Source organism: Butyrivibrio sp. AE2032 (assembly GCF_000702965.1).
Window position 1 is genome coordinate 186,112 of sequence record NZ_JNLF01000009.1, and the last position, 12,882, is coordinate 198,993.

Annotated in this window: 19 protein-coding genes and 1 other RNA gene; 17 read left to right on the forward strand and 3 right to left on the reverse strand. The window is 41.4% G+C overall.

Translation table 11 applies throughout. The features are described 5' to 3' along the window. The first annotated feature begins 61 nt into the window (after positions 1 to 61). The 6 genes from gpmI to ssrA all read left to right on the forward strand — a co-directional run bounded on the left by gpmI (position 62) and on the right by ssrA (position 6,503). A complete protein-coding gene (gpmI, locus tag BO18_RS32055; RefSeq protein WP_034453109.1) occupies positions 62 to 1,609 on the forward strand; it encodes a 2,3-bisphosphoglycerate-independent phosphoglycerate mutase in 1,548 nt (515 codons plus the stop codon). 77 nt (positions 1,610 to 1,686) lie between these two features. Further along, a complete protein-coding gene (secG, locus tag BO18_RS32060) occupies positions 1,687 to 1,929 on the forward strand; it encodes a preprotein translocase subunit SecG (protein ID WP_034453110.1) in 243 nt (80 codons plus the stop codon). 162 nt (positions 1,930 to 2,091) lie between these two features. Continuing rightward, on the forward strand, positions 2,092 to 3,057 hold the full coding sequence (locus BO18_RS32065; RefSeq protein WP_034453111.1) for a bile acid:sodium symporter family protein: 966 nt from the start codon (positions 2,092 to 2,094) through the stop codon (positions 3,055 to 3,057). A gap of 128 nt (positions 3,058 to 3,185) precedes the next feature. Beyond that, positions 3,186 to 5,498 carry a ribonuclease R gene (gene rnr, locus BO18_RS32070; RefSeq protein WP_242856652.1) on the forward strand — a complete coding sequence of 771 codons (2,313 nt, stop codon included), beginning with the start codon at positions 3,186 to 3,188 and terminating at the stop codon, positions 5,496 to 5,498. 119 nt (positions 5,499 to 5,617) lie between these two features. Further along, positions 5,618 to 6,088 (forward strand): SsrA-binding protein SmpB, encoded by a 471-nt coding sequence (smpB, locus tag BO18_RS32075; RefSeq protein ID WP_034453113.1) that lies wholly within the window; start codon positions 5,618 to 5,620, stop codon positions 6,086 to 6,088. 60 nt (positions 6,089 to 6,148) lie between these two features. Then, positions 6,149 to 6,503: a transfer-messenger RNA gene (gene ssrA / locus BO18_RS34155) on the forward strand. Positions 6,504 to 6,536: 33 nt separating this feature from the next. On the opposite strand, the gene BO18_RS32080 is transcribed toward ssrA, so the two are convergent. From BO18_RS32080 to BO18_RS32090, 3 genes are all read right to left on the reverse strand, one after another. Continuing rightward, positions 6,537 to 7,568, reverse strand: coding sequence for a tyrosine-type recombinase/integrase (locus tag BO18_RS32080; RefSeq protein WP_034452504.1), 1,032 nt, complete (start codon positions 7,566 to 7,568; stop codon positions 6,537 to 6,539). Next, positions 7,561 to 8,028, reverse strand: a complete 468-nt coding sequence (locus BO18_RS32085) for a hypothetical protein (protein WP_034453114.1) — start codon at positions 8,026 to 8,028, stop codon at positions 7,561 to 7,563. Before BO18_RS32085 ends, BO18_RS32080 begins: the two co-directional genes overlap by 8 nt. A gap of 210 nt (positions 8,029 to 8,238) precedes the next feature. After that, complete coding sequence (locus BO18_RS32090) at positions 8,239 to 8,709, reverse strand: hypothetical protein (RefSeq protein ID WP_034452501.1); 471 nt, start codon at positions 8,707 to 8,709, stop codon at positions 8,239 to 8,241. Positions 8,710 to 8,865: 156 nt separating this feature from the next. Here BO18_RS32090 and BO18_RS32095 point away from each other — a divergent pair, with 156 nt between their 5' ends. From BO18_RS32095 to BO18_RS32135, 11 genes are all read left to right on the forward strand, one after another. Continuing rightward, positions 8,866 to 9,075: a helix-turn-helix domain-containing protein gene (locus BO18_RS32095; RefSeq protein ID WP_034452620.1), complete on the forward strand. Its 210-nt coding sequence runs from the start codon at positions 8,866 to 8,868 to the stop codon at positions 9,073 to 9,075. An 81-nt stretch (positions 9,076 to 9,156) separates the two neighbouring features. Next, positions 9,157 to 9,453 carry a hypothetical protein gene (locus BO18_RS32100; RefSeq protein ID WP_185752638.1) on the forward strand — a complete coding sequence of 99 codons (297 nt, stop codon included), beginning with the start codon at positions 9,157 to 9,159 and terminating at the stop codon, positions 9,451 to 9,453. A gap of 6 nt (positions 9,454 to 9,459) precedes the next feature. Next, a complete protein-coding gene (locus BO18_RS32105; RefSeq protein ID WP_034452497.1) occupies positions 9,460 to 9,969 on the forward strand; it encodes a transglycosylase SLT domain-containing protein in 510 nt (169 codons plus the stop codon). Between the two features lie 107 nt (positions 9,970 to 10,076). Beyond that, positions 10,077 to 10,256 (forward strand): hypothetical protein, encoded by a 180-nt coding sequence (locus tag BO18_RS32110; RefSeq protein ID WP_034452495.1) that lies wholly within the window; start codon positions 10,077 to 10,079, stop codon positions 10,254 to 10,256. Further along, entirely contained in the window at positions 10,256 to 10,855 is a 600-nt protein-coding gene (locus tag BO18_RS35420; RefSeq protein ID WP_051689320.1) for a Sak single strand annealing protein, read from the forward strand. Before BO18_RS32110 ends, BO18_RS35420 begins: the two co-directional genes overlap by 1 nt. Then, positions 10,855 to 11,181 (forward strand): hypothetical protein, encoded by a 327-nt coding sequence (locus BO18_RS32120; RefSeq protein WP_034453116.1) that lies wholly within the window; start codon positions 10,855 to 10,857, stop codon positions 11,179 to 11,181. Before BO18_RS35420 ends, BO18_RS32120 begins: the two co-directional genes overlap by 1 nt. Before the next feature lie 33 nt (positions 11,182 to 11,214). Continuing rightward, positions 11,215 to 11,379 carry a hypothetical protein gene (locus BO18_RS35350; protein WP_185752662.1) on the forward strand — a complete coding sequence of 55 codons (165 nt, stop codon included), beginning with the start codon at positions 11,215 to 11,217 and terminating at the stop codon, positions 11,377 to 11,379. Continuing rightward, complete coding sequence (locus BO18_RS32125) at positions 11,354 to 11,641, forward strand: hypothetical protein (RefSeq protein WP_051689380.1); 288 nt, start codon at positions 11,354 to 11,356, stop codon at positions 11,639 to 11,641. Before BO18_RS35350 ends, BO18_RS32125 begins: the two co-directional genes overlap by 26 nt. Positions 11,642 to 11,766: 125 nt before the next feature. After that, positions 11,767 to 11,898 carry a RusA family crossover junction endodeoxyribonuclease gene (locus BO18_RS36125; RefSeq protein WP_081861369.1) on the forward strand — a complete coding sequence of 44 codons (132 nt, stop codon included), beginning with the start codon at positions 11,767 to 11,769 and terminating at the stop codon, positions 11,896 to 11,898. Between the two features lie 32 nt (positions 11,899 to 11,930). Beyond that, positions 11,931 to 12,179 (forward strand): RusA family crossover junction endodeoxyribonuclease, encoded by a 249-nt coding sequence (locus BO18_RS36130; protein ID WP_255351021.1) that lies wholly within the window; start codon positions 11,931 to 11,933, stop codon positions 12,177 to 12,179. Then, positions 12,179 to 12,454 (forward strand): hypothetical protein, encoded by a 276-nt coding sequence (locus BO18_RS32135; protein ID WP_034452492.1) that lies wholly within the window; start codon positions 12,179 to 12,181, stop codon positions 12,452 to 12,454. Before BO18_RS36130 ends, BO18_RS32135 begins: the two co-directional genes overlap by 1 nt. The last annotated feature ends 428 nt before the right edge of the window (positions 12,455 to 12,882 follow it).

A 12,882-nucleotide genomic window follows, 5' to 3' on the forward strand; every position in this document is an offset into this window, starting at 1 on the left:
AGCTATACTAGGCAAGGATAAATAAGTAAATCTAAATTTGATTCACATGGAGGATATACATATGAGAGGTTCTAAACCTACATTACTTTTGATTCTTGATGGATATGGCCTTAATGACAATCCTGAGGCAAATGCCATTGCAATGGCAAATACTCCTGTTATGGACGGCCTTATGAAGGATTATCCTTTTGTAAAGGGCTATGCAAGCGGACTTGCTGTTGGACTTCCTGACGGACAGATGGGTAACTCAGAGGTTGGCCACATGAACATGGGTGCAGGAAGAATTGTTTACCAGGAGCTCACAAGGATCACAAAGTCTATTGAGGACGGTGATTTCTTCACTAATGAAGGTCTTATGGCAGCTATCAATAACTGCAAGGAGAAGAATTCAGCTCTTCATATGTATGGCCTTGTTTCTGATGGTGGTGTACACAGCCATATCACACATATCTATGGACTTTTAGAGCTTGCTAAGAAGAACGGCCTTGATAAGGTTTATGTTCACTGCTTCCTTGATGGAAGAGATACTCCTCCTGAGAGTGGTATTGATTTCGTTCAGCAGCTTGAGGATAAGATGAAGGAGCTTGGTGTTGGTGAAGTTGCTTCTATCTCAGGCCGTTACTATGCTATGGACAGAGATAACAACTATGACCGCGTAGAGATCGCTTACAATGCACTTACAAAGGGTGAGGGCAACAAGGCTGATTCTGCACATCAGTGCATGGTTGATTCATACAAGAACGGCAAGACAGATGAGTTCGTAATTCCTACAGTCATCATGAAGAACGGTGCACCTGTTGCAACTATCAAGGATGGAGATTCCATTATTTTCTACAACTTCCGTCCTGACAGAGCAAGAGAGATCACACACTGCTTCTGCGACGATGAGTTCGATAAGTTCAATAGAGGAAAGAGACTTGACGTTACATACGTATGCTTTACAGACTATGATCCTCTTATCCCTAACAAGGAGATCGCCTTCAAGAAGGTTCTTCTTAACAACACCTTTGGTGAGTGGCTTGCAAATAAGGGCATGAAGCAGGCTCGTATTGCTGAGACTGAGAAATATGCTCACGTTACATTCTTCTTTAACGGCGGTGTTGAGCAGCCTAACGAGGGTGAGGACAGAGTGCTGGTTAACAGCCCTAAGGATGTTCCTACCTATGACCTTAAGCCTCAGATGAGTGCTCCTGAGGTTTGTGATAAGATCCTTGAAGCTATCAATTCTCAGAAGTATGACGTAGTTGTTGCTAACTTTGCTAACCCTGACATGGTTGGACACACAGGTGTTATCCCTGCTGCTGTAAAGGCCATCGAGGTAGTTGATGAGTGCGTTGGAAAGATCGTTGATGCTATCAAGGCTGTAAACGGAACAATGTTCATTTGTGCTGATCACGGTAATGCAGATATGATGATCGATTATGAGACAGGAGAGCCTTGGACAGCTCATACAACAAATCCTGTTCCTTTCATCCTTGTAAACTATGATCCTGCTTATACTCTTAAGGAGGGCGGATGCCTTGCTGACATCATTCCTACACTTATCGAGTGCATGGGTGAGGAGCAGCCTGTTGAGATGACAGGAAAATCTCTTTTGATAAAGAAATAATTGACTTTATATAGTGGCATATGCTATATTATTTGTTGCGTGTTTATGCATATGATTCACTTTGGAGGTTAATTTTCGTGAGTGCTTTAGATTATGTTTTTGGAGTAATTTTTATTATAATTTGTGCAGCACTGGTTGTTATGGTGCTGGCTCAGGAAGGTAAGAACCAGGGACTTGGTGCTATCCAGGGAACAGTTGAGAATACTTACTGGGGAAAGAACAAGGGGCGTTCAAGAGAGGGCGTTCTTAAGAAGGCAACAGTTGCTCTTTCAGTGCTCTTTGTAGTACTTTCAATCCTTCTTAATATGGGACTTTTCTAATCCACTTAACAGATTAATAGATTTTGGCGAAAGACATTCTGATATATCAGAGTGTCTTTCTTTTTTTACGAAAAATTATTAAAATTAATTGCACCACTTTGACGCGTTGGTGCTATACTGTAATAAATTTAAAAATTTTATAAATTCCAAAAGGAGAATGAAATGAAAAAAGTAAGTGAGTTTGTGGGAAAGTATATGGCAGTGATCGTGCTGGTGGTTGCTGCGCTGGCGCTGTTTGTGCCAAAGACATGTCTGTGGGTTCAGACATCATGGATCAATTACCTTCTTATGTTGGTTATGTTTGGAATGGGACTTACCCTGAAGTTTGAAGATTTTGCTATCGTATTTAAGAGACCTAAGGATATCATTATTGGATGTGTTGCACAGTTTACAATCATGCCTCTGTTGGCTTTCCTTCTTGGAAAGACCTTTGGACTTGAGGCAGGTCTTTTGGCTGGTGTTATACTTGTTGGTACCTGCCCTGGTGGAACAGCTAGTAACGTTATGACATACCTTAGCAGAGGAGATGTAGCTCTTTCAGTTGGAATGACAAGTGTAAACACACTTCTTGCTCCATTCCTTACACCATTTATTACTTATCTGCTTCTTAAGACAACTGTTACAGTTGATGTTATGAGCATGTTCCTTTCAATCATCAAAGTTGTTATCGTGCCTATCGCACTTGGTTTCGTTATCAATAAGTTCTTTGGCAAGTTCACACAGAAAGTAGCTGAGGTTCTGCCTCTCATTTCTGTTACAGCCATCACACTTATCGTAGCTGCAGTAGTATCTCATAACTCTGAGAGAATCCTTGCTACAGGCGCAATCGTATTTGTAGTTGTTATCCTTCACAACCTTCTTGGATATCTTGTAGGCTTTGGCCTTGGTCTTGCTCTCAAGATGCCTCTTCCAAGAAAGAAGGCCCTTGCAATCGAGATCGGTATGCAGAATTCTGGTCTTGCTACATCACTGGCAGGAACTGCTTTCCCTGACCTTGCTATGGCTACAGTTCCGGGCGCTATCTTCTCAGTATGGCACAACATCTCAGGAGCTCTTCTTGCAAATTTTTTCAGAAGACTTGAGGAGAAGGAAGAAACAGCTGCAACAAAGGAAGAAAAGACTGCTTGAACTTTTTGGAAGAATTGATAAGGAATTCAGGGGTTGTCACATATGTGGCAACCTTTTCCTTTGCCATAATTTAGTTTCGTATTCGGCTTTTTTTTAGTACAATATACTCTATGAGTAAAGGAAAAAGCATGAAGCGTATGGACGAGAGTCTCTACGGTAAAAAGAATAATAAAGATTACGTAGTTGGGCAGTTTATCTCAAACCCCAGAGGCTTTGGCTTCGTTGAAGTAGAGGGCCAGGAAGAGGATATTTATATTCCTGAGGAGTATGTACATGGTGCCTTTCATACTGACACAGTAGAGGTTGAACTTTTGCCTGATTCCATGGGAAGAAGACCTGAGGGCAGGATAAGGAATATCCTTGTCAGGGGAATTGAAGAGATTGTCGGGACCTACCAGGGCGAAAAGAACTATGGGTTTGTTGTTCCGGATAACGGCAAGATCACCAGTGACATCTTTATACCGATCGAGCACCATGGAGCGGCTGTTACCGGAGACAAGGTAGTAGTTAAGATAACAGACTATGGAGATACCCTTAAGAGGAAGAAGCCTGAAGGTAAGATAAAAGAGATAATTGGAAATATCAATGATCCCGGAGTTGATATCCTGTCTATTGTTATGGGATACGATATCCCTTATGAGTTCCCGGAAAAGGTGATCAATCAGGCCAATAAGTGCCCGGATCAGATAATCGAGGCGGACTTTTTTGGAAGGAAGGACCTTCGTGATGTGACTATGGTCACCATTGATGGTGAGGACGCAAAGGACCTTGATGATGCTGTAAGCCTTCATATTGATGAGAAAGGTCTTTTCCATCTTGGTGTGCACATCGCGGATGTGACCAATTACGTACAGGAGAGCTCTGCCCTGGACAGAGAGGCTCTAAAGCGTGGTACCAGCGTTTATCTGGTGGACAGGGTTATACCTATGCTTCCACACAGGCTTTCCAATGGTATATGCTCTTTGAACCATGGTGAGGACAGGCTTGCCCTTAGCTGTCTGATGACTATTGACAGCAACGGTGGTGTTATTGACCATGAGATCTGTGAGACTGTGATCAATGTAAATGAGCGCATGTCATACACCGATGTGGCTAAGATCTTGGAGGATGAGGATCCTGAGACAATAGAAAGGTATCAGGACCTGGTTCCGATGTTTAGGCAGATGGCTGAGCTTTCTTCAATCCTTCGAAAAAAGAGGGAGAAGAAGGGGGCTATAGACTTTGATTTCCCTGAGTCCAAGATCATTCTGGATAAGGATGGAAATCCTGTTGATATAGTTCCTCATGAGAGGAATACAGCTACAAAGCTTATTGAGGACTTTATGCTGGCTGCAAACCAGACTGTGGCTGAGCATTTCTTTTTCATGGAAAGTCCTTTTGTTTACCGTGTTCATGAGCAGCCGGATCCAGATAAGATGGCTACCCTGGCTTCTTTTGTAAGCCACTTGGGGCACCATATCCATGTGAAGAAGGATGGAGATATAAGACCAAAAGAGCTCCAGAAGCTCCTTAAGGGAATCGAAGGCAGCAAGGAAGAGGCTGTCATCAGCAGAATGACCCTTCGCAGCATGATGCAGGCTAAGTACAGCACTGAGTGTACAGGACACTTTGGACTTGCCTTTGATTATTATTGTCACTTTACGTCACCTATCAGAAGATATCCTGACCTTCAGATACACAGGATCATCAAAGACCACCTTCGCGGAAGGATGACTGAGGCTAAGGCTGGGCATTATAGAGAAATCCTTGATGAGGTTGCTAAGCATTCTTCTGAGACGGAAAGACGCGCTGAGGAAGCTGAGCGTGAGACAGATAAGCTCAAGAAAGCCCAGTACATGGAAAATCATGTGGGCGAGAAATTTGAAGGTGTTGTTTCAGGTGTTACAGCCTGGGGGCTTTTTGTGGAGCTTGAAAACTCCTGTGAGGGCATGATAAGAGCGGCCTCCATGGAAGATGATTTCTATGTCTATGATGAGCAAAATATGAAGCTGGTTGGAGAGCGCTACCACAAGGAGTACACTCTAGGACAGAGAGTCCTTATAAGGGTTGTGGGCGCTGACAGACTCACCAAGGCAATAGATTTTAAGCTGGTGGATCCTGAGGCTGATGAGGATGAGTCCGGAGAAGACTTCTTTGTTGAGTACTCTGCAGCCAGAAAGGTTTCAGAAGACCGGGCCAGAAAGGTTCGTAAGCTTCGCGATAAAGCAATTTCAGAACGGGATGCAAGGACAGTTGACGTAAATGGCGAAACTATGGATATCAGGGATGTAGAACCTGATCCAAGAACAGGAAAACCCAGACTTAAAAAGCCAGGAAAGTCTGCATCCAAAGGAACCGGAGCTCCCGGCCGAAAAGTTTACAAGGTCCACAAGTACAAGAAGTCTGCTACCAGCAAGGCTGCTAGAAGCGCACAGGGAAAGGGACGGCGGAAAAAACGCTGATACTGAACCATAAGTTTATGTACAACAGACCTTAAGTGTTGTATAGTGTTAAATGCACGACAAAAAACTGTCAGGGTCGAGCTTTTGACCCTGACATGATTACGTATATAGGAAGAACAATGGCAGAAGATAACAAGGCCAGGAAACTTGTGGCCAACAACAAAAAAGCATATCATGACTACTTCATCGAGGAGAAGTACGAGGCTGGCTTAGAGCTCTTTGGTACGGAGGTTAAATCAATCCGTCAGGGAAAGTGCAGTATCAAGGAAGCATGGATAAGTATTGATAAGGGCGAGGCCTTTATTATGGGCATGAATGTTAGCCCATATGAAAAAGGTAATATCTTTAACAAGGATCCCTTACGTGTGAAGAAGCTTCTTTTACATAAGGCTGAGATCAGAAAGCTGGAACAGCAGAAGATGGCTGACGGCTATACCCTGGTTCCTCTGGAAGTATATTTTAAGAATGGCAAGGTTAAGGTTGAGATCGGTCTTGCCAAAGGTAAAAAGCTCTACGACAAGAGGGCTGACATGGCCAAGAAGGACCAGCAGCGCGAAGTGGAAAAAGAGTTCAAGATGAAGTTCAAGTAAACCGGAAGGTTATTGATTTTAGGATCATTTACCGATATACTAAGAAAGCAAATTGAATACGGGTTAGTAAAGGTTTCGACAGGGATTTTGAAGCTGGAGAAGCTATCCGCAGGACGGTGCGTTAAACCTCAAATTAAAAATAAACGCTAACGATAATTTAGCTTACGCTGCCTAAGTGCAGCCCGTCAGCCTAAGTGCACCTACACATTTAGAACCTGGCGTCGACTTTGTAGGAAACGACATGGTTTAAGCTTTGCGATCATGGTCGTATCATGAAGCTACTGAATAGCATTGTTTGTCAATTAACGGTGCTGTGAGGGAACAGGAATGCAGAATTCCGGAATAATTGACTACGATAGTAGAAGGACAGGGGATGAATTTTTGGACGCGGGTTCGACTCCCGCCTAATCCACTCTTGAAAGCCGCTAATCATGCGGCTTTTAGATTTTCATTTCATATTTCGTTTCATGTTTTCAAAGTAATTATTCATTTTGTTGGCGTAGCCTTCATCTACGGACATGATAGGTTTTTGGTAATGTTCTTTCATTACCTGGGATCCTTCACGCCAGCCGCCAAGGTGAGCCAATGTAGTTTCGCTCATACCCATAGCAACAGATATACTAGCAAAGTAGACTCTGAGATCATGGAAGCGTATCTCAACGCCTACTTTTTTCTTTAGGTTGTAAAAGTTGGTTCCTATGCTTCCGGGTGTGAGGTTAACTATATATTCGTCTGGATTGCCTTTTCCGATCAATTCCACTTCAGACTCAGATAAAAATATTGTCCTATTAGACACTTCTGTTTTAGGTATTTCTTTGTGGACCCATGTTTTACCATCAGCGGATTTAACTACGTCAGAGTGAATATAAAGGGTGTTCCCTTTTAAGTCACCATACTTAAGCCCGGAGATTTCACCGCGCCTTAAACTATGGAATGCAGCCAATGAGATTGCAATTTTCATCTTGTGGTTAGCATTGTTATATAGGGCTGTGATTTGCTCGTTTTCAGGGGCAAATTTGCGCTTTTTAGGGTTGGACGGTAAATGTATCACAAAGTTTTTATCAACGCCACAAAAGGTTAATACAGTGCGTAAAAGGCCGTATGTGTTTTTGACTGTTTTAGGGGATAGTCCCTGATCCACCAGGTAAGATATATAAGACTGTAAATCGTTGGAAGTTAGCTTGCGGATCTTAAGATGATTGATTGTTTCAAAACGTTTAGAGTCTTTAGTATATCCATAGATGGTAGAAGGGGAGAGTACGTTTTTATTAGCTTCCAGGTAATTGGAAACAGCTTGTCCTATTGTGATATCTTCTGTGCGCCTTTTGTCGATATCAGCTTTATATCTGGCAGCCAACACTTCAGCTTCACGTTTGCTGGAAGCTGTAAACGATTCATATATTTGTTTTCCGGTAGAGTCTGTATGTGAATATACTCTGACATTCCAGGATCCGGAAGGGAGTTTCTTAGCTTTAGCCATTATTATTTCCTTCTATTTGTCCTTTAGCTCTGCAAGGGCAAGTCAATAACTGGTTTAACAACATACTATTAGAATCCATTAACTGATCTATGCGTTTGTCCTTTAGTGATATCTGTTCCCGGCAAAAAGCTATTCTTCTTTCAAAGTTGTCACGTTCTTTATCTAGCTTTTCATGGTACTTTAGCTTTTCTTTTGCTAAATTATTGGATAATTCCTCGTTTTTCTTTTCCAGGTCTTCTATGAGCTGGATTTTATACTTAAGAAGTGACTTCATGGCCTGAACGTCCATGTTGTCAGTGTCCTCTATAGTCTCAATATCAAGTAGTGCTTTTGCTATTGGCCTGATCGTCTCTTCGTACTTAAAAGAACTGTTCTCGGAACCTTCAGCGAACAGCCGTGAAAGAGTAGACTTAGATACGAAATCCCCTTGTTTTTTCCATAATGTCAAGGATATCGCCATATGATAGTCCCTTTTCTTCGCGTACCTCTTTTAGTTTCAAAATGATCTCTTTGGTGTTCGACATATGTTCTACCTCTTGAACAGCGTTTCGATATTTGGAACTTTTTTTAATGATATTTCAATGCTAATATTTCACAAGAAGGGAGCGCTGCTATATAAAGTGCTTGTCCGGAGCAACATAGTAGTGCTTCCTTCCCCTATCCCCCCGGGTTATTCTTTATTTTTGAAAGTATTTAACATATTGATTGCAAGCTGGATTTGATTTTCATTACAGTCTTTAGCTGCAGCCAGCAACAGTCTCATGTTTTTATCAGATAGTAATGGCAAATATTTATTGTAAGGAGGTCTTAAAACAATACGAATAGTGCCGTCTTCGTTCTTAACTGTAAACTGATAAAGCGTTGATACGTGCTTCCTTGTATCTTCGGTAGTCCTGTGTGCTGCGTTGCTTGTGGATAAAACTATATCGGGATCTAGTTTTGAGAAAACAGTATCAAAATCAGAATGTACACCTTTAGCTACTTTGTTAATTGTTTCGATAGTTGGCGTAGGAGCTGCGCCGTTTGTGCCTTTGTTGTTTATTAAATTATAGGTGTAGGCCTTGCTGATGCCGCTATCTCTAATAAATTCGTTTACAGTGTGTTCTTCTAAATATTCTTTGATGATATCGCCTAATGTCATGGTATTTCCCTTTCCAATACTTTGATGCGTCCATTATAACAGACACGTATAAAAAAATAAAGTCCACAGTAGTTGACAACGCATGGAAACCGTAGTAGACTATGAATAGTTCATGGTAGTAGACACTAGATTTAGTAGTACAGGAGGATGAAAAAAGTGACTAAGTACAAAATAAAGGCTAGAAGAGAAAAGCTTAAAATGAGCCAGATTGAGCTTTCTAAGCGCAGCGGCGTATGTCGCGCAACATTGTCTCTTTTGGAAAATGGTGCGGACATAGACGTTAAAGTATCTACTTTAGATGCTATTGCAAAGGCTTTGAAATGTTCACCGGCTTCTTTATTTTGCGTTGAAAGTCTACAAGAGTAGATTCGATAAGGTTTACAAGAGGTAAAAGAACATGGACGAGATAGAGAAGAGATTAAACAAGCTAACACAAAGGATGATCTTTTGGAACTCAGTAATATCGCTGGTAATCATATTAGCTACTGCGTTTTTGATTATTACTTGAAAGAAGGAGAGGCAATGGTTAAGACCAAAAACACCATAAAATTCATGCTTAAGCAGTATATGTTGAGCAACTACATTGAGTCTTTCCGGGATCTGGCAAAGGAAACAGGAATTGATTATCAAACTTTACTAGATCATATAGCAAGGCCAGAGCTTTTCAGACAATGGGAAATCAAAGTATTAGACGAGGTGCTTAAGTTTAACGACGAGGATTTATTAAAACTTATAAGGGGATAAGAGGAAATGAAAAAAGCAATTATGGGGGTTCTATTGGGAGTGGCAATTCTATGCTACCCCGTCACAGCTCACGCTAATTCTATGAGCTATATTCCCACGCAAGAGGAAACAAATATACCGACAGACATATATCAGTACTGCGAGATAGTCGGAAACGAATTTAATATCTGCCCTGAATTGTTAATGGCCCTAGCTGAAAGGGAAAGCCGTTGTAATCCAACAGCGACTAATGGAAGCTGTAAAGGTCTTATGCAAGTATCGGTAAACTTTCATAAAGATAGGTTTATAGATATGGGCTGGAGTCCGGAAGACTGGGATGATCCCTACAGAAACGTATATGTTGCCGGTGATTACTTACACGACCTTTTCGAGGATTACGAAGACGCAGCGACAGTACTTATGGTGTATCACGGAGAGTCAAATGCAGTAAGCAAGGGACAGTCTGGCAACATAAGCAAGTATGCACAGGGCATATTGCAACGATCCTACGAACTCGAACGAGTTCATGGAAAATAAAAGACCATGCTGCTAACATGGTCCGGGATTGGATAAAGCCGCTTCTATTCTTAGGTCGAATTGGCACTTGTCCAACTCCTAGTATATCAAAAAAGGAGGAAAAATCAATGTTTGATGCAACAACAACACAGGCAATTCGCCACAAAGCAGCGCTGGATCTTCTGAGGATGAAGGCCGCTTCTCAAATGTGCATGGGGAAGACAACTTGCACACTTGACGAGAAGGACGTTCAGGAGATTTTGATTGTCGCTGGAATGACAATGGATAGAGAAGTGGAGGTAATGTGATGGAAAACTATTTCCTGGTATTAAATGCAATAGACGTAACAGGTAAGACTGAGAAAAAGGGCAATCTTACTTATCTTAGTTGGGCGTGGGCTTGGGGTGAACTTAAAAAGAAGCACCCTGACGCATTCTATACCATCTATGAGAATAGCGAAGGATGGTTTTATCACACAGACGGTAAAACAGCTTGGGTTAAGACTGGTGTTACAGTCAATGGCCTTGAACACATAGAGTATCTTCCAGTCATGGACTATAGGAATAACTCTATTCCGGCAGATAAGATCACCAGTACTGATGTTAATAAGACCATTCAGAGAAGCTTAACTAAGGCTGTAGCAAGACACGGTTTAGGACTTTATATCTACGCCGGAGAGGATCTTCCGGAAGACTTAAGATCCGAGGACGAGAAGGCCTTTGATAAGAAGGTAGAAGACGATAAGAAGGCTATTATCTCTAAAAAGGACCAGGCCATTCTTGAAAACATGGTTAAGTCTAAGGGATATGCAGTAAATGAGATTTTCCCTAAAGGACTTGCTATCACAGGGGAGCAGTATACACAGGCCCTTGAAACTCTGAAGACTCTTAAAAAGAAGGGTGAGTAATGGAGACTTTTACCGGGAAACCAATAGACATTATCAGCTATTTGATGGTGGCAGAGAATAAAGAAGCTTTATATGATTTATCGCTGCATAAAGAGGCTAAAAAGAGGTCTTTATCAGCCAATAACTATTTCTATGCACTGATTACTAAAATCGCTGAAAAGCTGAAAATATCGCTAAATGAGGTACACAATCAAATGCTTTCCAGATATGGCTATCCGGAATATATAGACGACAAAATTGTGTACTTCATCCTTCCGGACAAAAGTAGACGTAAACAAGCTGGAAGGGGTCCACCTAAAGCCTACATCAAAAACACAAGTTTTTAGATAATGGGGATCTTAAACAGAGTCTACATAGTAATGCGTGGAAGTCATACCTATAACACGGTGGAAATGGCAAGGCTTATAGATGGTGTTATTGGAGAAGCAAAGGAATTAGACATAGAGACTATCACCGTTACTGAGAGAGACAAAATGTTAGAGCAGTGGGGGAAAGCTTATGAAAAGCATAATTCCAGGAGATAACGAGTATTGCTATCTGTGCAAAAATCTTGGCTTCAAAAATCGTGGTTACGAAGTACATCACATGATCTTTGGAACTGGAAGAGAAAAACTGGCTGATGAAGACGGATTGACCGTTCATTTGTGCAGTCTTCACCACCGTATGTTGCATGATCGTGGAGACTACAAAAGGGATCTCCAAGAGAAGGCACAGGAAACATGGATGAAGCATTACAACGGAACTAAGGAAGACTTTATAAGAAGATATGGGATCTCATATCTTTAAGGGTTGCGACACCCTGGCGACAGCCTAAAAGAAACTACTCCGGAAGTCTAAGGAATTTATCACAATCTATCAGACTTTTGCAGCGCCCTTGTCTTTATCAGGGGCAAGGGCAGAGAGGAGGTTATATGAGAGTGGAAGAAGTGTTTTTCCCTATTCCACCAATAGCAAAGGGAAGACCAAGACTAACACGCTATGGACAGGCTTACACTCCAAAGAAGACTAAGGATTATGAGAAGGCTATAGCGGAAACACTTTAAGGGGCTGGATATCAAAATGTTCAAAGGCCCCTATACAGATAAAGTTAGTATTCCAAATGCCAATACCGAAGAGCTTTACCAACAAGCAAAGAGGACTGATCCGGGAAGGTTTTATGAAGCATGAAAAGAAACCGGATCTTGATAACCTGGCTAAAGCAGTATTAGACGCATTGAACGGAATTGCTTATGAGGACGATTCCAAAATAACCGGATTGTTTTTAGTAAAGAGATACAGCAACTTTCCGGGAACAACAATGACTATAAGGGAGGACGACACTTAATGTTTATTGATAATCTAGGCATTCACCATGAAGGGGTTGTATTTATTCCTGATGATGCAGTGCTGGAAGAATGTTTCAAAGTACGAGTGTTGAAGATTGTAAATAACAACTACAAGGTTGTTGGAGAAGAGTTTTTCCCTATGTTCCCTGAAGATGATCGGATTATGTGGTGTATAGCTCGTTATAAAGGGACGCAAGCTGTAGTTGAGAAGGTTTACTGGATAGACAGTATTCCTTTTGCAGATGGGGGCGAAGAAGAGGATGGCAATTTATAGAAATATCAGTATGACATTTTGGACTGATTCCAAAATATCAGACACGTTTACTCCGGAAGATAAATATTTCTATCTGTATCTTCTGACAAATGAGCATACTAATCTTCCAGGGTGTTATGAGATCATATTAAAAGAATGTCTGTTGATACTGGCTACACTCAGGAGGTTATACAAAAACTTATTGAACGCATGAAAAAGTCCACGACGTTATCAGATACAATCCAGAGACTAAAGAAGTATTGCCTGCTTAACTGGGGTAAAGTATAACTTGGAATAAATCTCCAAAGCTTAGAAAGTGCGTAGAAGCACAGATAAAGTACATAAAAAGTTCTGAGTTTAAGGCTTATGTGGAAGTATTTTCTATGAAAAGGATATGGTATCTATACCATATGTATATGGTAGCGATACATCTGTATCTGTATCTGTAT

Excerpts from the sequence above, each read along its gene's own strand:
- BO18_RS35420 (WP_051689320.1), top strand. The coding sequence starts at position 10,256 with ATGGAAAACTATTTCCTGGTATTAAATGCAATAGACGTAACAGGTAAG.
- BO18_RS36125 (WP_081861369.1), top strand. The coding sequence starts at position 11,767 with ATGAGAGTGGAAGAAGTGTTTTTCCCTATTCCACCAATAGCAAAGGGA.
- BO18_RS32080 (WP_034452504.1), bottom strand. The coding sequence starts at position 7,568 with ATGGCTAAAGCTAAGAAACTCCCTTCCGGATCCTGGAATGTCAGAGTA.
- BO18_RS32105 (WP_034452497.1), top strand. The coding sequence starts at position 9,460 with ATGAAAAAAGCAATTATGGGGGTTCTATTGGGAGTGGCAATTCTATGC.
- BO18_RS32090 (WP_034452501.1), bottom strand. The coding sequence starts at position 8,709 with ATGACATTAGGCGATATCATCAAAGAATATTTAGAAGAACACACTGTA.
- BO18_RS32125 (WP_051689380.1), top strand. The coding sequence starts at position 11,354 with ATGAAAAGCATAATTCCAGGAGATAACGAGTATTGCTATCTGTGCAAA.
- BO18_RS32085 (WP_034453114.1), bottom strand. The coding sequence starts at position 8,028 with ATGGCGATATCCTTGACATTATGGAAAAAACAAGGGGATTTCGTATCT.
- smpB (WP_034453113.1), top strand. The coding sequence starts at position 5,618 with ATGGCAGAAGATAACAAGGCCAGGAAACTTGTGGCCAACAACAAAAAA.
- BO18_RS35350 (WP_185752662.1), top strand. The coding sequence starts at position 11,215 with ATGCGTGGAAGTCATACCTATAACACGGTGGAAATGGCAAGGCTTATA.
- rnr (WP_242856652.1), top strand. The coding sequence starts at position 3,186 with ATGAAGCGTATGGACGAGAGTCTCTACGGTAAAAAGAATAATAAAGAT.
- BO18_RS32110 (WP_034452495.1), top strand. The coding sequence starts at position 10,077 with ATGTTTGATGCAACAACAACACAGGCAATTCGCCACAAAGCAGCGCTG.
- gpmI (WP_034453109.1), top strand. The coding sequence starts at position 62 with ATGAGAGGTTCTAAACCTACATTACTTTTGATTCTTGATGGATATGGC.
- BO18_RS32135 (WP_034452492.1), top strand. The coding sequence starts at position 12,179 with ATGTTTATTGATAATCTAGGCATTCACCATGAAGGGGTTGTATTTATT.
- BO18_RS32065 (WP_034453111.1), top strand. The coding sequence starts at position 2,092 with ATGAAAAAAGTAAGTGAGTTTGTGGGAAAGTATATGGCAGTGATCGTG.
- BO18_RS32120 (WP_034453116.1), top strand. The coding sequence starts at position 10,855 with ATGGAGACTTTTACCGGGAAACCAATAGACATTATCAGCTATTTGATG.